The sequence below is a fragment of the Streptomyces sp. NPDC101151 genome, from assembly GCF_044768335.1.
Classification (GTDB): domain Bacteria; phylum Actinomycetota; class Actinomycetes; order Streptomycetales; family Streptomycetaceae; genus Streptomyces.
The window spans coordinates 72,407-93,578 of record NZ_JBIWPP010000027.1 but is presented as its reverse complement, the minus strand read 5'-3'; the positions used below and the strand labels follow the sequence as shown (position 1 = coordinate 93,578).

The window sequence follows — 21,172 nt, the reverse complement described above, 5'->3', positions numbered from 1 at the left end:
TTGTTCGTCACCGCTGCTCCCAGGAGCGGAACGCCCGCAGATGCTCGGGCGTGACCACGACGTCCAGCCGTTCGTCGTCCGGGTCGCCGCCGCCGAGCGCGGCGAGCAGCCGACGGGCCGGTGCGTTGCGCGGGGTGCGCTCCGCGCTGAGCCGGACCTTGGCGCAGCCCAGCTGTTCGGCCCGGTCGGCGAGCCGCCCGAGGAGCCGTTCCTCGACACCGCGGCCGAGGGCTCGGCAGCTCATCAGCCAGGCATGGACGTCGAGTTGGTCGCCTTCGGAGGTGAATGCGAGCAGTGCGATCTGACCGTAGTCGCCGAAGCGGTCCCGGGCCGCCGCCGTCCACACCTCGCCCTGCTCACGCCACCGGGTGAGGTCGCCGCCGTCGGCGGAGCGGGCGCGCAGGGTGAACTGGTTGGTGCGACGCACCAGTTGCTCGCCCCGCTCGACGTCCGGGCCGGTCAGCTCGCGGATGTCGACCTCCAGGTTCAGCTGGGCGAGGAACTCCTCGAACCCGGCGGCCTCGCGGACGGATTCACGCTCGCGCTCCTGTGCGTAGAACCGGGCGCGCAGGGCGTCCTCCGCGGTCGCCGCGGCCGGGACGAGGGGCCACAACCGGTCCAGGAACGCGTCTAGTTCGCCGGCCGGAGGACAGGTCACGGACAGCACCTGCGGAAGCGCCGAGCGCATCCTGGCGATCTCGGCCGGGTTGTCGTCCAGGAACAGGAAGCTGTCCAGGCCCAGGTTGAGGGTGCGGGCGGCTTCGGCGAGGCGGTCCGGCTTGGGGTTCCAGGCGGCGGACACCACGCTGAAGTGCTCGGCCTTCAGCAGGCTGTCGGGGCGGTCGAGGACGGCCCGCACCGTGGCCTCGTCGTTGTTGCTGACCAGGGCCAGCAGCGCGCCGGCCGCCCGCCACTGGAGCAGCCTGCGGGCCAGCAGGGCGCGGGGGCCGCTGAGGTCCACGGCGTCCGGACCGCTCTCGCCGGCCACTCCTCCCCACAGGGTCTCGTCGCCGTCGACGGCGATCACCTTGGGCGCGGGGCGCCGTACCGCCCGTACCACCTCGGCCACGCGCAGCGCGACGGCCGCCTGGAAGGCGGGGGTGAAGGGCAGGTGGGCGAGGCGCTCGGTGCGTTCGTCGAAGGGAGCCTCGACGGTGTGGTGGCGGGTCCACTCGTCCGGTCCCAGCACCGCGATACCGGGCAGTTCGGCCAGATCGGCTGCGATCGCCCGCTCCCAGTCGAGGAGGCGGTCCTCGGCCCCGGCGGTCGGCAGGATGCCGACGACGAGCGGCCTGCGGGTGCGTTCGGCGAGGGACCTCAGCGCGGCCGGGTAGGCGCTGCGCAGTTCGGCGAGGACCGTGTCCTCCACCGCTCCAAATCGCTCCAGGTCGGCGGCCCGCAGCAGGACGACGCCCACCGCGGTGGCGGGGTCGGCGAGCTCTCCTGACGGGTCCTGGAGGGCGGCGAGCACCTGGTGGTAGGGCGCCTCGGCGACGGTCGCCCGCTCGTCCTCCAGCGCCGCCTCGCACATCAGGGGCAGGTTGCCGAGGGCAAAGGTGGCCGCGAGGGCGAGCCGCGGTCCCTCGGCCGGTTCCCGGTGTACGGCCTGCGCGTCCTCCCGTACGATCACGGTCCCGTCCTCGGCCGTCTGCGCAAGCAACTCCAGGAACTCCTCGCCGAGTTCGGTCGCGGTCTGCGCGTCCAGGATGTCGAGGTTGTGGTCGAGCCGGACGGTTCCCGAGTCCGGGGTCATGGTGATCATCAGGTCCAGGTCGGTGTGGCCGACACCGGCGGGCAGCACCTCCAGACGGGTCAGCCGGCCCGAGAAGCGGACGTAGTTGAAGTACACCTCGACGAGCGGGGCGTTGGCGCGGTGCAGGCCCTGCCGGGCGAGCGTGGCGAGGACGTCGGAGAACATCGCTCCCCTCGCCAGGATCTGCCGCAGCCGGTGGTCGGTGCGGGCCAGCACGTCCGCGACCCGGTCCCCCGCCGCCGCCTGGGCGGGGAAGGGCACGGGGACACCGAAGAAGCCCACCGCGCCGGACGCGTCGGCGTGGATGCGGGTGTCCACAGGCACGGCGAGCGCGAACCGCTCCCGTTCCCGCTTCCTGGCCAGCAGCACCGTGAGGGTGCCGAGGCAGAATGCGGCAGGGGTGACGGCCATCCCGCTCGCGGCGGCCGAGATCCGCTCCATGAGCCCGTCGGGGACGCTCACGGTGACGCTTCCGGAGCGGTAGGAGCGGGTTTCCGGACGCGGGCGCGCAAGGGTCAGGTCGAGCCGTGCGCTGCCCTGGAAGGCCGCGCGCCAGTCGTCCCCCGGGCCGTCGCCGCCATCGTGCTGGGCTTCGATCAGCAGGTCGATGTCCCGGTTGGTGACGGTGCCGTCCAGCGGGGTGCCGGCCAGTTCGGCGTCGATCTCGGCGGCCACGAGGAGCAGGGACTGCAGGTCACTGACGGAGTGGTGGGCGCCGAACACCAGGATCTGGCCGCGCGGGCCGCCGTCGGCGAGCTCGAACCGCCACAGCGGCGGTACAGCCAGATCGAACGGCGGCTCCAGGAGCAGCCGCAGCCGTTCGGCGGGGTCCGCCTCCGTGGCCTCGGTCCACCGCAGCAGCGGCGCGGGGGGCCGCCGGTCCACCCGCAGCTGCCGGCCGCCCTCGGCACCGCTCACGACGGCCGTGCGCAGGGCGGCGTGGCGGGCGGCGAGCCGGTCGAGGATGCCGGTGAGGGCTTCGCGGGTGGTCGGCGCGGTGAGCCGTACGGCCAGGCCGACGCCGTGAGCGGCGTGGGGCATCCCCGGCTGGGCGCTGCGCAGGAGGCGTACGACATCCCGGGTCGCGGGCCGCAGTTCGGTCTCGGGCACCTCCCGCGCCGGTGCGCTCTCGGCCCGCTCGGCCGGCGCGGCACGCTCGGGCAGGGACTCGCCGAGGGCGCGGGCGAGGCCGCGGAGGTCGGCGGCCGAGAACATGTCGGCGGCCGGGAGGTCGACGCCCAGTTCGCGGGCGAAAGTGTTGCGCAGCCTGACCAGCATCAGCGAGTCCAGGCCGAGTTCCTTCAGGGCCGTGGTGGCGTACACGTCCACCGCACCGCCGGAGACCTCGCCGACCCGGGCCCGCACATAGGTCTCGAGCCACTGGTCGCGCTCCTGCCCGGTGGCGGCCGCGAACACCTTCTGCACGAGGTCGTCGGTGCCCCCGCCTGCGGCCGGGGCGGTGACCAGGTCGGCGAGCAGCGGGCGGCTGCGTGCCGCGTCCGGGTCGAGGGCGAGCAGGTCCCAGTCGAGGGCGATCGGGGCGAGCTGGCGGCGCGCGGTGGTCAGCACCCGTTCGAACATCTCGCCGCCGTCCTGCGGGGAGAAGGCGACCAGGCCCGAGCGGCTGGTCTCGGCGGCCCGGGTGCCGGACCCGGCGACCATGCCGACGCCCGCCCAGGCGCCCCAGTCCAGGCTCAGCGCCCGCCGGCCGGATCGGGAGAGGTGGTGCGCCCAGGCGTCGAGGAAGGCGTTCGCCGCCGCGTACGGGCTCTGGCCTGCCGAGCCCAGCAGACCGGCCGCGGAGGCGAACAGGACCAGGTTCCCGGCCTCCGGGACCAGTTCGGTGAGCAGGGCGGTGCCGAGCACCTTGGGCGCGAGGACGCGCCGGACGCGCTCCTCGGTGAGGTTCGCCAGGGTGGCGTCGTCGAGGACACCGGCGGCGTGGACCACGGTGACGACGGGGCCGGCTTCGCGGCGTACGGCGTCCAGGGCGGCGGAGAGGCCGGCGCGGTCGGCGACGTCGGCGCGGGGAAGGTGGACGCTGACACCGCGCTGTTCGAGGCCCCGGATCCAGTCGGTGGCGGCGGCGTCGGGCGTGCCGCGGCTCAGCAGGGCGAGCCGCCGGGCGCCCCGGCGCACCAGCCGTTCGGCGACGACCCGGCCGAGGCCGCCCAGGCCACCCGTGATCAGGTGCACACCGTCCGGCAGTTCGGGGTGGTCGCCGTCGTCGGGGCGGGTGCGGGCCAGGCGCGGGACGAGGCGGGCGGCGCCGCGCAGCGCGACGAGGCGTTCGTCGTCCGCGTGCCACAGCTGCGTCCACAGGGCCTCGGTACCGCCCTCTGCGGGGAGGTCGACCAGCGTGGTGGCGAGTTCCGGGTGTTCCTGGGCCACGGTGAGTCCGAAGCCCCAGGCGAGGGCTTGCTGCGGATGGGTCACCGCTGTGCTGTCACCGGCGGCCTGGCTGCCGCGGACGACGACGAACAGGCGCGTCGTCCGGCCTGCGGGCCGCTCTCGTTCGGTGAGGGCCCGGACCAGGTGGAGGGTGGTCAGGCAGCAGAGCCGGGCGGCCTCTTCGGCGCTGCGGTCGTCGGAGACCGGCGGGGCGTCGAGCGCGGACAGCTGGACCACACGCTCGGGCGGGGCGTCCGCGAAGGCCTCGTCCAGCAGGCGGGTCAGCTGGGCCGGGTCGGCCGGGTCGAGGACGTAGCGGCCGGGCCCCTCGGCGCCGTACGCGGTGCCCTGGCGGGCGACGACGTGCGGTGTCAAGTCGCCGAACCGACGGGCGAGTTCGTCGGACACGCCCGTTTCGTCGGCGAGGATGAGCCAGCCGCCCGTGGCCGGCGGTTCCTGTGCTTCGGGCCGGGGCTGCCAGCGGGTCTCGAAGAGGGCGCCGTCCAGGGGGGAGAGTGCGGCGAGCCGGAACTCGTCGGCCGCGAGGACGAGTCGGCCGTCCTCGTCCCACAGGCGGAGGTCGAGGACGGCGGTGTCGCCGTCCACCGCGCGCAGGTCGCAGCTCACCCAGGCGGGTGCGGTGCGCAGTCCGGTGAAGCGCACGTGTCCGGCACCGGCGGGCACGAACGCCCTTCCCTCCGGGGCGGCCGCGGGCAGCGCGGCCGTGTGGAAGGAGGCGTCGAGCGTGGCGGGGTGCAGCAGGTGACCGGCGGCGGGCCGGGCGGCCAGGCGGGCCACCGCTGTCGTGCCGCCGTCCCGGTGGCCCTCCTCGAGGCCCCGGAAGGCGGGGCCGTAGTCGATGCCGAGGGCGGCGAGGCCGGCGTAGACGGCGGGCAGGTCGACCCGCTCGGCGCAGCGCTCGCGCAGGGCGGCCAGTGCCCCGGCGGGCGACGTTCGCCCGTCGAGCGTCGCCCGTTGGGGCACCGGGTCGGTGCCCGCGTCCGTCAGGGGCTCGGGTGCGAGGGCGAGGCGTCCGGTCATGTGCCGCTGCCACCGAGGCTGTCGCTCGCCTGCGGCGGCCGACGCGACGGAGAAGTCCCTGTAGCCGTCCTCGGCGGGCCGCAGCACCAGCTGCAGCCGTACGGGCCGGTCGGCGTCCAGTCGCAGCGGCTGGACGAACCGGACGTCGGACAGCTGCGCCTCGTCGCCGTCCGAGAGCGTGGTCGCGGCCTCCAGAACCATGTCGAGGAAGGCGGCGCCCGGCAGCCACACCTCGCCCGTGACCTGGTGGTCGGTCAGATAGGCGAAGCGGCTGTCGTTCAGGTCGAGTTCGCTCTGGAAGAGGTCCCGGCCGGGTTCGTCGCTGGCCTGGACGTGGGTGCCGAGCAGCGGTGAGCCGCCGGTGGTGCCGGCCTGGACGGGGGCGAGCCAGTGGCGTTCACGGGCGAAGGCGTAGGTGGGCAGGTCGGTGCGGCGGCCGTGCGGGAACAGCGCCGTCCAGTCGGGTGTGTGCCCGGCCGTGTACAACTCCCCCAGCCTGCCGAGCAGTACGTCGTGCCCGTCCCGGCCGCGGCGCAGCGAGCCGACGCCGACCGCGTCGATTCCGGCCTCGGCCGCGACGGCCTCGATCGCCGAGGTGAGCGAGGGGTGCGGGCTGAGTTCCACGAAGTAGCGGTAGCCGTCGTCCAGCATCCGTGTGATCGTGTCCGCGAAGCGGACCGGACGGCTCAGGTTCGCGAACCAGTAGCCGGCGTCAAGGCCGTCCCCGGGGACCGGTTCGGCGAGCACCGACGAGTAGAGCGGGGTCGGTGTGCGGGTGCCGCGGATGCCGGAGAAGCGGTCGAGGAGTTCGGCGCGCAGCGGTTCCATGAGCGGGGTGTGCGAGGCGAACGGCGTCGACAGGACCCGGGTGGGGATGCCGCGCTCCTCCAGTCGGCGGTGCAGTGCGGTGAGCGCCTCCGCCTCGCCGGAGACGGCGGTGGCGCCGGGGCCGTTGACGGCTCCGACGAACAGCCGGCCGGCGTAGGGCTCCAGCAGCTCCTCGACGTCCGCGAGCGGCAGCTCCACGGCGAGCATGCCGCCGTGCCCGACGAGCGGGACGACCGCCGCGGCCCGGCCGGTGACGGCCGTCACGGCGTCGTCCAGGGTGAGGGCGCCGGCACTGTAGGCGGCGGCGATCTCGCCGAGACTGTGGCCGACGACCGCGTCCGGGGTGACGCCGAGCTCCCGCCAGGCGGTGGCGAGGGCCGCGTTGAGGGCGAAGAGGACCGGCTGGAGGTATTCGGTGCGATCGAGCGGGGAGAACTCCTCGGGTGCGCGCAGTACGTTGAGCACCGACCAGCCGGCCTGCCGCTGGACGGCCGCGTCGATGCGGGTCAGCTCCGCCCCGAAGGCCTCGGAGTGGGACAGCAGCTCCAGGCCCATGCCGGTCCATTGGCCGCCGTGCCCGGCGAAGACGAAGGCGACCTTGCCGGTCTGGTCCTCGCGGGGCGCGGGCACGGGCTTGCGTCCGCTGCCCAACGCCTTGAGGGAGGAGAGCAGTTCGTCCCGGTCGCCCGCGACGACCGCGGCGCGCCACTCGAAGTGGCTGCGGTGCCGGGCCAGGGTGTGGGCGACGTCGGGGAGGGTGGTGCCGTCGGTGACATGCCGGGCCAGCCGGGACGCCTGCCCGCGCAGCCCTGCCGCGCTGCGCCCGGAGAGCACGAACAGGCGCTTTCCGTCGGGGAGTTCCGCCTCCTGCGGCGCCCTGGCCGGGGCCTCCTCCACGATCACGTGGGCGTTGGTCCCGCTGATGCCGAAGGCGCTGACGCCGGCCCGCCGCACCCGCTCCGCCGTGGCCGGCCAGGCGACCGCTTCCTTGAGCAGCCGCAGCCCGCTGCCGTCCCATTCGACGTGCCGGCTCGGCGTGTCCGCGTGGAGGGTGGGCGGCAGGGTCCGGTGGCGCAGCGACTGCACGACCTTGATCAGCCCGGCGACGCCCGAAGCGGCCTGCACATGGCCGATGTTGGACTTCAGCGAGCCCAGGTGCAGCGGGCGGTCCTGGGGGCGGGAGCCGGCGAAGACCTCGGCCAGGGCGTTGGCCTCGATCGGGTCGCCGAGGGTGGTGCCGGTCCCGTGCGCCTCGATGTGGTCGATGTCGGCGGGCGCCAGCCCGGACAGCTCCAGCGCGCGGCGGATCACCTGTTCCTGGGCCGGGCCGTTGGGCGCGGACAGGCCCTGGCTGCGACCGTCCTGATTGACGGCCGTGCCACGCAGCACGGCGAGCACCTCGTCGCCGTCCCGCTCGGCGTCGCCGAGCCGCTTGAGGACGAGCATGCCCGCGCCCTCGGCCCAGATCGCGCCGTCGGCGTCGTCGGAGAAGGAGCGGCAGCGGCCGGTCGGGGAGAGTCCGCGCAGCCGACTGAACTCCACGAAGGTCTGCGGGGTCACCATCAGCGTCACGCCGCCGGCCAGGGCGAGGTCGCACTCGCCGGAGCGCAGCGCCTGGACGGCCAGGTGGGTCGCCACCAGGGAGGACGAGCAGGCCGTGTCCACGGTCAGCGCCGGTCCGTGCAGGCCGAGCGCGTACGCCAGCCGGCCGGAGGCGACGCTGAGCGCCGAGCCGGTGCCGACGTAGCCGTCGAGCTGGTCGAGGCGGGAGCCGGCCAGGTAGTCGCTCCCGAACATGCCGACGTACACGCCGGTGGTGCTGCCCGCGAGCCGGGCGGGCACGATGCCTGCGCGTTCCAGCGCCTCCCAGGCCGTCTCCAGCAGCAGCCGCTGCTGGGGGTCCATGGCGGCGGCCTCCTTCGGGGTGATGCCGAAGAATCCCGCGTCGAAGGACTCGATGTCGTCCAGGAAACCGCCCTCACGGGCGTAGGACTTGCCGAGGGCGTCCGGGTCGGGGTCGTAGAGCGCCTCCACGTCCCAGCGTCCGGCCGGGAACGGGCCGACCGCGTCGCGGCCGTCGGCGACCAGCCGCCACAGTCCCTCCGGGTCGCTGACCCCGCCGGGAAGCCGGCAGGCCATGGCCACGATGGCGATCGGTTCGTCGACCGCCGCCCGGTGGACGCGCTGCGGCTGGGGTGTGTCCCGGCGCGCGGTACGGCCGAGGGCGTGCGCGAGGAGGTACTCGGCCAGCCGGTCGGCGCTGGGATGGTCGAAGAGGAGGGTGGCGGGCAGACGGGTGCCCAGGCGGGCGCTGATGCGGTTGCGCAGTTCGACGGCGGTGACGGAGTCCATGCCGAGGTCGCGCAGTGGCTGGTCGGGGCGTACGGACTCGGCCGAGCGCAGGCCGAGGGCGCGGGAGGCCTCGTCACGGACCAGGGCCAGGACGCGTTCGGCCCGCTCGGGCTCGGGCAGCCGGGCCAGGCGGTCGGCCAGGGCGTCCCCCGCGTCCGGCGTGGTGCGCTGCGGGGGCAGCAGCGAGCGCCACAGGGCGGTGTGCGCGGCGTCCGACGAGCGCAGCCGAGGCAGGTCGAGGGCCCAGGCGACCAGGTGCGGGGCACCTCGCCGCAGGGCCAGCGCGACGAGGTCGAGGCCCTGGTCCGGGGTGAGGGCGCGGTGGCCGAGCCGGGCCATGCGGTCCAGGTCGGCGTGCGCCGCGGCGAGGCCCTCACCGGCCCAGGCGCCGAAGGAGACGGAGAGGCCGGGCAGTCCCAGGGCCCGCCGGTGGTGGGCGAGTTGGTCGAGGAGGACGTTGGCGGCCGCGTAGTTGCCCTGGCCCGCGTTGCCCACCACGCCGGCGGCCGAGGACACCAGCAGGAACAGGTCCAGCGGGGCGTCGGCGGTGAGCCGGTGCAGATGGAGGGCCCCGTCGGCCTTGGGCCGCAGCACCCGCTCCATCCGCTCGGGCGTCAGCTCGGCCACGACCCCGTCGTCGAGGATCCCGGCACAGTGCACGACACCGCGCAGCGGGAACTCCTCGCCGACGCGGGCGAGTACGCCGGCGACGGCGGCCGGGTCGCTGACGTCGCAGGCGACGACCTCGGCCGCGGCGCCGAGCGCGCCCAGCTCGGCGAGCGTCCCGGTGGCGCGGGGGTCTTCGGCGCCCTTGCGGGCCGTCAGCAGGAGCCGGGGAACGCCTCGTCGGGCGAGAAGGTGGGCGAGGTGCCGGCCGACGGCTCCCAGACCGCCGGTGATCAGGACGGTTCCGTCCGTGGGGATGCGGCCGGCGCCGGGTTCGCCCGGCGGGCCGGTCGGCTCGTCCTGGTCCTCCGCCGGCCCGCGCCGGGCGTCCGCCGGCCGGGCGCGCACCAGCCGGGGTGCGAACAACGTGCCGTCTCGAAGGGCAAGTTCGGGTTCGCCGGCCAGACCGGCGGCGGCCAGGAGCGCGGACGTGGGGTCGGTGCCGTCGAGGTCGAGCAGCGTCAGCCCGAGGTCCGGGTGTTCGGCACGGGCACTGCGGGCCAGGCCCCACAGCACCGACTGGGCGTGCCCGGTCACCGGGTCGCCCTCCGCGACGGCGACCGCGCCGTGGGTCACCCACACCGTGCGGGCGGGTGCCTGGTCCTCGGGCAGCGCGATGAGCCGCTGCAGCTCGGCGAGCGCGGCGGCCGCCGATTCGTGGGCGGTGGTGACCGGTTCGGCTTCCGGAGCGGGGCGCGGCCAGAACCGTACGACGACGTCGGCGTCCGTCTCTCGGCGGCCCAGGTCTGCCAGAGCCGCCTCGGCCCGCGGGTCGGCCGGGTCGCCGGCCACGGCCCAGGTGCTGTCCGGTGCGGCGGCGGGCGCCTCCTCGGTGACGGCCGTCCAGGCAACCTCGTACAGGTGCCGCGCGTTCTCCGAGCCGGCGTCGAGGTCGGCCGGGTCGGCGGCGCGCAGGCGCACGGCCTCCAGGCGTCCGGCGGGCAGTCCGTCGGCGTCCCACAGGGTGACGTCCAGGGTGACGTCCGTGGCGGAGCCGCCGGTGCGCCGCACCTGTGCGGTCAGGTCGCCCGCGCCGCCGGACGGCAGGACGCAACGGCCCACGGCGACGGGCAGCAGGGCGCGTCCGTCAGCGGGGCCCAAGACGGCGGTCACATGCAGGGCGGCGTCCAGCAGGGCGGGGTGCACCGGGTACGGGTCGGCCAGGTCCCGGGCGGTGGCGGGCAGGGTGAGGCGGGCGAGGAGTTCGCCGTCGCCGGTCGTGACCGCCGACCGTACGGCCTGGAAGGCGGGTCCGTAGCCGAGGCCGAGGGCGGCCAGACGGCCGTACGTCTGCGCGGTCCAGGCCTCTTCGGCGGCTTCCGGCCACTGCGGGGGACGGCCCGCGGCGGGCGGGGCCGGCTCGGCGGCGGAGGCGGTGGCGTGCAGGGTCCAGCCGAGGGCGTCCTGGCCGCGCGGGCGGCTGTGCACGGTGATCTCGGGGACGGGAGCGGCGGTGACGACCTCGACGGAGACCTCGACGGTGCCGGACCCCGGCAGGACGAGGGGGCTGAGCAGGAGCAGGTCGGTGACGTCGGCCGGGTCGTCCGGGCGGGCCACGGCGAGCGCGGCACGGCACAGCTCCATCAGGGTGGTGCCGGAGACCACGGTGCGGCCGAACACGGTGTGGTCCGGCAGCCAGTCGGCGGTGGCCGGTGACCACTCGTTGCGGAAGGTCCAGCGGGTCTCGTCGGCGGACTGGAGCTGGATGCCCAGGAAGGGGTGCGCGGCCCGGTCGAACAGGGTGGGGCCGCCGCCGGCGGTCTCCGGTTCGATCCAGTGGCGCTGCGGGTCCCAGGCGTAGGTCGGCAGATCGGCGCCGGCCCCGTCCGGGACCAGCCGGCGCCAGTCGATGCGCCTTCCGTGGACGTGGAGTTCGGCGGCGGCCCGGTCCAGGCACGCGGGCCCGTCCGCGTCGCGGCCCAGCGAGGCGACGGCGGTCAGGTCGTGGCCGGTGTCCTCGCCGATGGTGCGCAACGCGGTGAGCAAGGAGGGGTGCGGACCGAGTTCGACGAAGTGGCGGTAGCCGTCGGCGAGCATGCGCTCGACGGTGGGCGCGAAGCGGACGGTTTCGCGGAGGTTGGTGTACCAGTAGCCGGCGTCCAGTTCGCCGGTGACCGGTTCGGCGGTGACCGTGGAGTACCAGGCGATGTCCGTCGGGTACGTCGTGACGCCGTCGAGTTCGTCGGTGATCCGGTCGCGGACGGGCTCGACCTGGGCACTGTGGGAGGCGTAGTCGACGTCGAGACGGCGGACGAACACCTGGCGCGCTTCCAGCCCGGCGAGCAGCGCCTCCAGCGGTTCGACGGCACCCGCGACGACGGTCGCCCGGCCGCTGTTGAGGGCGGCGACCGAGACGGATCCGTCGAGGTCGTCGAGCGCGGCCCGCACCTCGGTGTGGGGCAGCGCGATCACGGCCATGCTGCCGGTGCCGGACAGGCCGGTCAGCGCCTGGCTGCGCAGGGCGACCACGGCGGCCGCGTCGTTGAGGCTGAGGGAACCGGCCACGCAGGCCGCGGCGACCTCGCCCTGGCTGTGCCCGATCACGGCGTCCGGGCGGACGCCCCGGGCCCGCCACACGGCGGCCAGCGACACCATCACGGCGAACAGGGCGGGCTGGACGACGTCCACGCGGTCCAGGGACGGGGCACCGGTGTCGCCGCGCAGCACGGCGGCCACGGACCAGTCGGTGAACGGGCGCAGGGCGGCGTCGCAGCGGTCCAGTTCGTCGGCGAACACGGGGTCCCGGTCCAGCAGGTCGCGGGCCATCCCGGTCCACTGGCTGCCCTGTCCGGGGAAGACGAAGGCGAGCTTCCCGGCGGAGGCGCCCTGCGCGGGGCCGGCGGTGCGGTCGGGGTCGGGGTTCCCGTCGGCGAGGGCACGCAGACCGTCGAGCAACTGCGCCCGGTCGGCTGCCTGGACGACGGCCCGGTGGCCGAAGTGGGTGCGGTGCCGGGCGAGGGTCGCCGCGACGGCGGGGAGCGGCAGCTCCGGGCGGGTTTCGAAGGCGTCGAGCAGCCGGGCGGCCTGGCGCTGGAGGGAGGGGAGGTTGCGCGCGGAGAGCGGGTAGAGGGTGGGGGCGGGCTGCTCCGCGGGGGTGGAGCGGGCCGGGGGTTCGGGGGCCTCCTCCAGGACCACGTGCGCGTTGGTGCCGCTGATCCCGAAGGCGCTGACGCCGGCCCGGCGCACCCTGTCCCCGGTGCGCGGCCAGACCTGTCCGGCGCTCTGCACGCGCAGGCCGCTGCCGGACCAGTCGATGTGGTCGGTGAGGTGCTCGGCGTGCAGGGACGCGGGCAGGTGCTCGTGGCCGAGTGCGAGGACGGTCTTGATGACGCCGCCGATGCCCGCGGCGGCCTGGGTGTGGCCGATGTTGGACTTCACGGAGCCGATGGCGAGGGGGCGATCGGCCGGGCGGTCCGGGCCGAACACGTCGGCCAGCGCCCGGAGTTCGATGGGGTCGCCCAGCCGGGTGCCGGTGCCGTGGGCCTCCACGTGGTCGAGGTCGTGCGGGGTGAGGCCGGCCGCGTCCAGGGCGGCGCGCAGCACCCGTTCCTGGGCCGGGCCGTTGGGGGCGCTGAGGCCCTGGCTGCGGCCGTCCTGGTTGATCGCCGAGCCCTTGACGACGGCCAGGATCCGGTCGCCGTCCCGGCGCGCGTCCGCGTGCCGCTTGAGCAGGACGAGACCACAGCCCTCGGCCCATACGACACCGTCCGCCTCGGCGGAGAAGGGACTGCACCGCCCCGACGGAGACAGCCCGCGCAGCCTGCTGAACTCGACGTGTCCGCGCGGGGTGACGAGCAGCGTGGCCCCGCCGGCCAGGGCGAGGTCGCACTCCCCGCTCGCCAGGGCCCGTGCCGCCAGGTGCAGGGCGACCAGCGAGGACGAGCAGGCGGTGTCGACGGTCACCGCCGGTCCCTGCAGACCGAGGGTGTAGGCGATGCGTCCGGAGGCCACGCTGGCCGCCGAGCCGGTGCCGATGTGTCCGTCGAGTTGCGCGAGCGGGGCGGCGGCCAGGTAGCCGCTGTCGTACAGGCCGAGATAGACGCCGGTGGAACTGCCGTTCAGGGCCTCGGGGAGGATTCCGGCGCGCTCGACGGCCTCCCAGGCGGTCTGCAGGAGCAGCCGCTGCTGGGGGTCCATGGCGGCCGCCTCACGCGGGGAGATGCCGAAGAAGGCCGCGTCGAAGCGGTCGATGCCGCTGTCGAGGAAGCCGCCGCGCAGGGTGTAGGCCTTGCCGGTGGCCTCGGGGTCGGGGTCGTGCAGGCCGTGGGTGTCCCAACGGCCCGCCGGGACCTCGGAGATGGCGTCCTCGCCCGTGGCCAGCAGTCGCCACAGGGCCTCGGGGTCGTCGGCGCCGCCGGGGAAGCGGCACGCCATGGAGATGATCGCCACGTCGTCGCCGGCACCGGTCGGCGCCGCGGAGGGACGGGGTATCGGTGCCTGTGCCCGGGGCTGTTCGAAGACGGCGTCCGCGACGGCGGAGATCGTGGGGTGGTTGAAGACGAGCGACGGCTCCAGGGGGCGGCCGGTCAGTGAGCCGAGTTCGGCGGCCAGGGTCACCAACTGGCGGGAGCCGAGGCCGAACTCGGCGAGCGGCCGGTGCGGGTCGATGTGTGCCGGGTCGGTGCCGGCCGCCTCGGCGACGGCCGATGCCAGCCAGGCCCGGACTCCCTCGGAGGTCGTCAGGGACGGCTCGGGGGTCTGCTTCGGGAACTCGTTCGCAGGCATCTGGGCAGGTGTCCTCGTGAACTCGGGCTCAGGCTGGATTTCCGTGCCGCACGACGGGTGCGGCCACGGCGGAGCGGGCGCAGGGCTCTCAGGGGGCGCTGTACGCGGCGGCCGGGAGGGCGGCCGGGCCTCCGGCGCGGGCAGGCGTGCCGGAGGCGGGCGGTGTCATCCCACGGCGGGCGCGGTCAGCACGGAGAGGGTGCCGTCGAGGTACGCCGTGCGGGTGGCCCGGCGCTGGATCTTCCCGCTGGAGGTCTTGGGGATGGTGCCGGGCTCGACCAGGACGACGTCGCGCACGGACAGGCCGTGGGCCTCGCCGACCGCGGAGTGGATCCGGTCGGTGATCTTCTCGCACTCACCGGCGTTCTCCGGCGCGATCTCGGCGACGATCACGGGCTGTTCGCCCTCCGCTCCGCCGTCCGCGGAGAACGCGGCGGTGCAGCCGGGGCGCAGGGCCGGATGGGCGAGTTCGGCGGTCAGTTCCAGGTCCTGCGGGTAGTGGTTGCGGCCGTCGATGACGATGAGGTCCTTCAGACGGCCGGTGACGAACAGTTCGCCGTCCCGCTGGAAACCCAGGTCGCCTGTGCGCAGGAACCGGCCTTCGTGGCCCGGGAGTTGGGCGCGGAAGGTCTCGCGGGTCGCGAGGGTGTTGCGCCAGTAGCCCTTGGCGACGCTCGCTCCGCCCACCCAGATCTCGCCGACTTCACCCTCGGGCACTTCCTCGTGCCGATCGGGATGGACGATGGCCACGGTCACGCCGGGGCCGGGCCGGCCGCAGCCCACGGCGGCCGCGTCGGCCTCGCCGGCGTTCGGGGCACCGTCGGCGGCGGCGAGCAGCGTCGGCGGGGTGTCCGGGGTGCTGCCGGTGACCATCAGGGTGGCTTCGGCCAGGCCGTAGCAGGGGTAGAGGGCCTCGCGGCGGAATCCGGCCGGGCCGAAGGTGTCGGCGAAGCGGCGCAGGGTGGCCGCGCGCACCGGCTCGGCCCCGTTGAAGGCGACCTTCCACGAACTGAGGTCGAGGCCGTCGAGCAGTTCCGGGCCGGCGTGCTTGAGGCACAGCTCGTAGGCGAAGTTGGGGCCGCCGCTGGTGTGCGGGCGGTAGCGGCTGACGGCGTCGAGCCAGCGGGCCGGCTGCTGCAGGAAGTGCAGGGGTGAGAACAGGGTGGCGGTGACGCCGAGGTAGACCGTGTTCAGGACAGGGCCGATGAGCCCCATGTCGTGGTACACGGGCAGCCAGCTGACGAACAGTTCGTTGCCGTGTTCGGCGATGGTCCCGGGTGTGTGGCCCATGCGCTCGGTGATGACCCGCTCGTTGTCCAGCAGGTTGCCGTGGGTGACCGCGACACCGCGCGGGGCGGAGGTGGAACCTGAGGTGTACTGCAGGAACGCGACTGAATCCGCGGTGAGTTCGGGCTCGCGCCAGGCGGCGGCCACGTCGTCGGGTATGTCCTCCGTGGCGAGACGGGCTATCCCGTCGAGTTCGGGCAGCTGCGCGGCCATGCCGTCGAGCGCGGCGATCACGTCGCGGCCGCCCAGGATGACCTTGGCGTCCGCGTCGGCGATCAGACGCTTCATCCGGGTCAGCGCACGGTGGTTCTGCGCGCGGCCCTGCGGGGGCACGCCCGGTACGGCGACCACACCGGCCGAGAGGCAGCCCAGGTAGGCACAGATGAATTCCAGGCCCGCCGGATACAGCAGCATGGCGCGGGAACCGGCCAGTCCGCGTTCCTGCAGCCAGGCGGCGACCGCCCGGGAGCGGGTGGCCAGGCGGTCGTAGGTGAGTTCCTGGATCTCTCCGTCGCAGTCACCGGTGACGAGGTGGCGGTACGCGGTGCGCTCCGGATGGTTCGAGGCGTGCGCGGTCAGCAGTTCGACCAGGGAACGTGCCATAGGACGAGTCTTCACCTGTCTGAATGGGCGGCGAGTAAACGGGAGTTCGGTGCGTCGTGTCGCACGGACGCACGGAGTCGGCGTCGGCGTCGGCCCGGCCTCGTTGCCGGGTCGTTGGCCTCGACCCCTCGCACAGGGAACCGCGGGCCGGGACAGCTCTTCGTGATCCCCCCGCAGCAGCCTGCTACCGATGAGTAGGACCATAGCAAGGTCTCTTTGACCGAGATGCCGAACACACGTAAACGCTTCGTATCCAAGTGAGTTCGTTCAGCTGACGATCCGTGACGAACGCATGAACGGGCTGCGCACGCCCGGGTCGGCACGCCCCGTCGTGGGATGCGTCACACGCCGCGTTCACCTCGCCACAGAGAGCCAGGAAATATCAGGCGATCACCCCGAATGCCGGACAGGTGAATACGCCCTATCGTGCTGTCATGGAGCACGCACTGAGTCCCGCAACCCTCGCCGAACTGCGGCGCCCGCGTCCCTACCCGGCGGTGTCCGTCCTGACGCCGACGCACCGCCGTGAACCCGAGAACGGCCAGGATCCCGTCCGGCTGCGTAACGTCGTGGCCAAGGCCAGGAAGCGGCTGGAATCCGACCCCTCGGTGACCCGGGAGCGGCGCGCCGAGGTCGTGGCCCAGCTCGACCGCGCGCTGGCGGAAGTGGACCTGGCGCACGCCGAGGACGGCCTGGTGATCTTCGCCGCCCCGGGTGAGCACCAGGTCTGGTCGCTGGCCCGCACCGTCCCCGAGCGGGTGGTGCTCGCGGACACCTTCCTCACCCGCAACCTGGTCTCCGCGCAGGCGGCCGAGCGGCCCTTCTGGGTGCTGTCGCTCTCCGCGGACCGCGTCACGCTGTGGAGCGGCGGCCCGGACCGGGTCGTGGAGGAGCGTTTCGGCGGCTTCCCGCTGATCCACAGCAGGGAGAACTTCGACGCCGAGCGGCAGATGCAGATCGGCGACCAGCCGAGCACCTTCCGTGACGAAGGCACACGCCAGTACCTGCGCGAGGCGGACACCGCCATGAGCACCCTCCTGCGCGACCAGCCCCGCCCTCTCTACATCACCGGCGAGCAGGCGGCACTGTCCCTGATGGAGGAGGTCGGGACCATCGCCAAGTCCGGCGTACAGGTCCCGCACGGGGGCCTCGCCCACGCCGGACCGGAGGCCGTGTGGCAGGCCCTGCAGCCGGTCCTGGCGGCGGAGGCACGCAAGGACACCACCTCCGTGATCGCGGAACTGATCTCGGCACGCGGGCACAAGACCTTCGCGGCCGGGGCGGACGAGCTGTGGCAGAACGCCCGGGAGGGCCGGGTCCGGTTGCTCGCGGTCGAGGAGAACTACCGTGCGACCGTCCGCGACCAGGGTGACCACCTCGTCCCGGCCGAGCCCGGCGACCTGGACGCCCGCGACGACATCGTGGACGAGATCGTCGAGCAGTGTCTGGAAACCGGCGCCGACGTCCGCTTCGTGCCCGACGGCACGCTGGGTGACGCCAACGGCATCGCGGGGGTGCTGCGGTACTGAGGCACCCCCGGGCAGCGCTCCCTGCGCGGCGTACGCTTCGGCGTGATCGTCGGCGTAAGGGAGCGCGCGCATGGGTGACCTGCTGGGTGTGGCCGTACTGGGTGCCGGGCACATGGGAGCCGACCACATACGACGCCTCGACGAGGTGGTGAGCGGTGCCAGGGTGGCAGCCGTGGCCGACCCCGATGTCACACGGGCGAAGGAGGCGGTGGCCGGCCTGGACGGTGTCGCCGTGCACACGGACCCGCTGGCAGCGCTGGACGCGCCCGGCGTGGGAGCCGCGCTGATCGCCTCCCCCGGCCCCGCGCACGAGGAGGCGCTGCTCGCGGCCTTCGAGCGCGGTCTGCCCGTGCTGTGCGAGAAGCCCATGGTGCCGGACTCCACAGGGGCGCTGCGAGTGGTGGAGGCCGAGGCACGCCTCGGCCGCCGGCTGGCACAGATCGGCTTCATGCGGCGCTACGACGCCGAGTACCGGCGGCTGAAGTCGCTGCTGGACGCGGGCGGCCTGGGCCGTCCGCTGATGCTGCACTGCACCCACCGCAACGTCTCCTCCCCCGAGCACTTCACCAGCGCCATGCTGATCAACAGCTCCGTCTCGCACGAGATCGACGCGGCCCGCTGGCTGCTCGGGCAGGAGCTGACGGCGGTCACCGTGCTGCGCCCGGCGTCCTCGGCTGATGCGCCGCGAGGCCTGGTGGATCCGCAGTTCGTGCTGTTCGAGACCGAGCGCGGCGCCCTGGTCGACGTGGAGGTCTTCGTCAACAGCGGCTTCGGCTACCAGGTGCGCTGCGAGGCGGTGTGCGAGAGGGGCAGCGCCCGGATCGGCGACGAGCACACCATGGTGGTGACCTCCCGGGGCAGCGCCGCCGAGGAGGTGGCTCAGGACTACCTGGTCCGCTTCGCCGACGCCTACGACCGCGAGGTGCAGACATGGGTCGACGTCACCCGGCGCGGCGAGGTCACCGGCCCGAGTGTCTGGGACGGCTACGCGGCCTCCGTCGTGGCCGAGGCGGGAGTCCGGGCGCTGGAGCGCGGCGGCCGGGTGGCCGTCGAGCTCGCCCCGCGCCCGGACCTGTACGCCGAGGTCAGCCGCTGATGCTCGTGGCGCCCGTCTCCAGGTGCCCGGTGAACCGGCGCGACCAGGTCGCGTCGGAGTCGACGGTCACCGTGAAGTCGTACCAGCCGTTCTGGTACGCGACGGCGTTGAAGTAGTCCTCCTTCGAGGCTCCCGCGGCGACGGTGTAGGTCCAGGGGCCGTCGGTGCGGTAGTGGTTGGAGGTGATGGTGAACGTCACCGAGGACGCGCCCGAGTTGGTCATCTTGAAGTAGACCGCGAGCTTGCCCGTGCCGGGTTCGACGGCGTAACGGGTGCTCACCTCCACCGACTTGCCCGCCTTGGTGGCATCGCCCTTGAAGCGGCGCAGGAAGCGGTTGGGGCCGACCATGGTCAGGTCGTACTTGCCGGCTCCGTAGCCGGTGCCGATGTTGAAGTAGTCGGAGGCGGTGCCGCCCGCGTCGAGGGTGTACTGCCAGGGCGTGGTGTCGCGGTAGGCGTTGGGTTGGACGGAGAAGTGTGCCGCCCGTGCCGCCGGGCCGCCCTGGTTGGTCATGGTGAACCAGGCGAGGATCTTGCCCGCGGACCCGAACTCCAGGTGGTCCAGGTGTCCGCCCGGCTGGTACGGCAACGCGCGCGCCGGACGGCTGCCGGGCTCCTGGGCGGGCAGGGCGTTGTTCGTCGGCACGGGGTTGGGCAGCGGGCCGCAGGTGCCGATGCCGATGACGCTCGTGGCGGGCAGCGGGACGGGGCCGTAGACGGGGTTGGCGAAGTCGAAGACACCGGTCAGGTCGCCGCTCACCTTGCGCCGCCAGTCGCTGACGTTGGGGCAGCGGGCCGACTTGCCGAGGGCCGCCGTCCAGGTCTCCAGGAAGCGCAGCACCGAGGTGTGCTCGAAGACCTCCGAGGAGACCCAGCCGCCCCGGGTCCAGGGCGAGACCACGATCATCGGGACACGGAAGCCGAAGCCGTACGGCACCCCGTTGAGGAACTCGCCGGCGGTTCCGGCGGGCGGTGCCGGGGGCGGGACGTGGTCGAAGAATCCGTCGTTCTCGTCGTAGTTGAGGAACAGTACGGTGGAGTCGAAGACGTCGCTGTCGGCGGCGAGGGCCTTGTAGACCAGGTTCACGAAGTGGGCGCCGTCGCCGGGCGGGGCGTAGGGGTGCTCGGAGAAGGCCTGGTTGGGGACCACCCAGGAGACCTGCGGAAGGGTGCCGGCCAGGACGTCGGCCTTGATGGCGGCGGCGATGTCGTCCGGGGTCGAGCCGGTGACCTTCGGAACGGAGGACATGCCCCGGTCGTGGAGCGGGTCGCCCGCCTGGGCGTTCGCGAAATTCTTGAAGTAGGCGCAGCCGTTGTCGCCGTAGTTGTCCGCCGCGTTCTGGTAGACCTTCCAGGTCACTCCGGCGGCCTGCAGGGCCTCGGCGTAGTTCTGCCAGGTCAGGCCGGACTCGTCGCCGCCGTCGTAGCTGGAGGAGTCGACCTTGCCGCTCCACAGGTAGGTGCGGTTGGGGCCGGTCGCGCTGAGGCTGGAGCAGAAGTAGGCGTCGCAGACGGTGTAGTTGTCGGCGAGCGCGTAGTGGAAGGGGATGTCGGAGCGGTCCAGGTAGCCGAGCGAGCGGACGTTGCCGACACCCGAGACCCAGTTGTCGAGGCGGCCCTTGTTCCAGGCGGAGTGCTGCGAGGACCAGGAGTGCGGCAGGTCGCCGTTGCACTGGGCGAGGGTCTCGCCGTCCTTGCCGCCCGCGGCCGGGGTCGCGCTGAGCTTCCACGGGTATTGGCGACCCGCTCCGTTCGGCTGGTTGAAGACCGGGTAGCCGCCGCTCAGGGTGATGCCGCTGCGGTCGTCGAAGCCGCGGACGCCCTTGAGGCGCCCGAAGTAGTGGTCGAAGCTGCGGTTCTCCTGCATCAGGATGACCACGTGCTTCACGTCCTTGATCGTGCCGGTCGCCGTGGCGGCAGCGGCCGCGCTGCGGGGGCCGGCGCCCAGCGCCACTCCCGCCGCCACGGATGCGCCGAGCCCCACGAAGCCTCGTCGGCTGATCGGTGTCATTCGCCCCGTCCTCGTCGTCGGAGTGCCCGTGCGGCACACCGCGGGCCAGGGTGCACGCGGTGAAAGTCGAGGTCCAGAGCCATGTGGTGAGGCACGGATGAACAAAAGTCAAAGTCGCAACACCTGCCCCGGCAGGCCCTCACACTCCGCCGAACAGGGTGCTCAGCCCCCGCTCCACGACCGCCCCCACGTCCTCCTGCCCGGGCGCCACCACGGCGTAGGTGTTGACCAGGAACCGGCGCAGCGCCGAGGTCGGGAACTGGAGCAGCGCGAGGCCGCACGGCGAGTGGAGTTCAAGGACCGTCCGGGTGCGGCCGTACGGCCAGATCTGTACGTCCCCGTGTCCGGCCGGGGCGCGCAGGCCCTGCTCCAGCAGGGCGCGCCCGAAGGTCCAGGTGACGTCGTCGCCCCCGAGGGTGGCCTCGGGCGGGAAGTCCACGAAGACGGCCAGCGGATCGTCGGCCGTGTAGCGCAGCGTGGCCGAGACCGGGACCTCCTCGTCCTCGGCGGTGATGAGACGGGCATGGGCGGGCTGCTCGATCGTGATGTCCATGCCTTTAAGGAGTCCGCGGGAGCCCTTCACAGGACGTCAATTCCGGACAGAGTTGGTGCACATCGGCCGGTCGGCGTCATCATGGAACATCAGAGCGTCGAACAGACGACTGAGCCGACATCGAAGCGCTCCGACATCGGTCAAGTTCCGTAGAAGTCCTACGACTTGAACTCCCTCGCGCGTACGCCATCCGTACCCGCGGAACAGGCCGGGAAGACTCTGGCATATGCCGGAAGCACCACCGTATCGTGTGTTGCCAAATCCCTTACAGGGAGTCGCGGGCTGTGCGACAGTCGTAACGGTCCCTCCGTCCCCCTTCGCCGTACCGTCCCCATCG

6 protein-coding genes are annotated in these 21,172 nt (G+C 73.6%); 2 read left to right on the top strand and 4 right to left on the bottom strand.

Annotated elements, in window-relative coordinates; translation table 11 throughout:
- Window positions 1-7: 7 nt before the first annotated feature.
- Window positions 8-13,756, bottom strand: a complete 13,749-nt coding sequence (locus tag ACIRU3_RS34990; RefSeq protein WP_404065188.1) for an SDR family NAD(P)-dependent oxidoreductase — start codon at window positions 13,754-13,756, stop codon at window positions 8-10.
- Window positions 13,757-13,921: 165 nt separating this feature from the next.
- A complete protein-coding gene (locus tag ACIRU3_RS34985; RefSeq protein ID WP_404065185.1) occupies window positions 13,922-15,646 on the bottom strand; it encodes a fatty acyl-AMP ligase in 1,725 nt (574 codons plus the stop codon).
- Between the two features lie 434 nt (window positions 15,647-16,080).
- On the opposite strand from ACIRU3_RS34985, the gene ACIRU3_RS34980 reads away from it, so the two are divergent.
- Together ACIRU3_RS34980 and ACIRU3_RS34975 are read left to right on the top strand one after the other, a co-directional pair.
- Window positions 16,081-17,175, top strand: a complete 1,095-nt coding sequence (locus tag ACIRU3_RS34980; RefSeq protein WP_404065183.1) for a chemotaxis protein — start codon at window positions 16,081-16,083, stop codon at window positions 17,173-17,175.
- Window positions 17,176-17,245: 70 nt separating this feature from the next.
- Complete coding sequence (locus ACIRU3_RS34975; RefSeq protein WP_404065180.1) at window positions 17,246-18,271, top strand: Gfo/Idh/MocA family protein; 1,026 nt, start codon at window positions 17,246-17,248, stop codon at window positions 18,269-18,271.
- On the opposite strand, the gene ACIRU3_RS34970 is transcribed toward ACIRU3_RS34975, so the two are convergent.
- Window positions 18,261-20,282, bottom strand: a complete 2,022-nt coding sequence (locus ACIRU3_RS34970; protein WP_404065178.1) for a phosphocholine-specific phospholipase C — start codon at window positions 20,280-20,282, stop codon at window positions 18,261-18,263. The two genes, ACIRU3_RS34975 and ACIRU3_RS34970, sit on opposite strands and share 11 nt — an antisense overlap.
- A 139-nt stretch (window positions 20,283-20,421) precedes the next feature.
- Window positions 20,422-20,835, bottom strand: coding sequence for an SsgA family sporulation/cell division regulator (locus tag ACIRU3_RS34965; RefSeq protein WP_404065175.1), 414 nt, complete (start codon window positions 20,833-20,835; stop codon window positions 20,422-20,424).
- Window positions 20,836-21,172 lie beyond the last annotated feature (337 nt).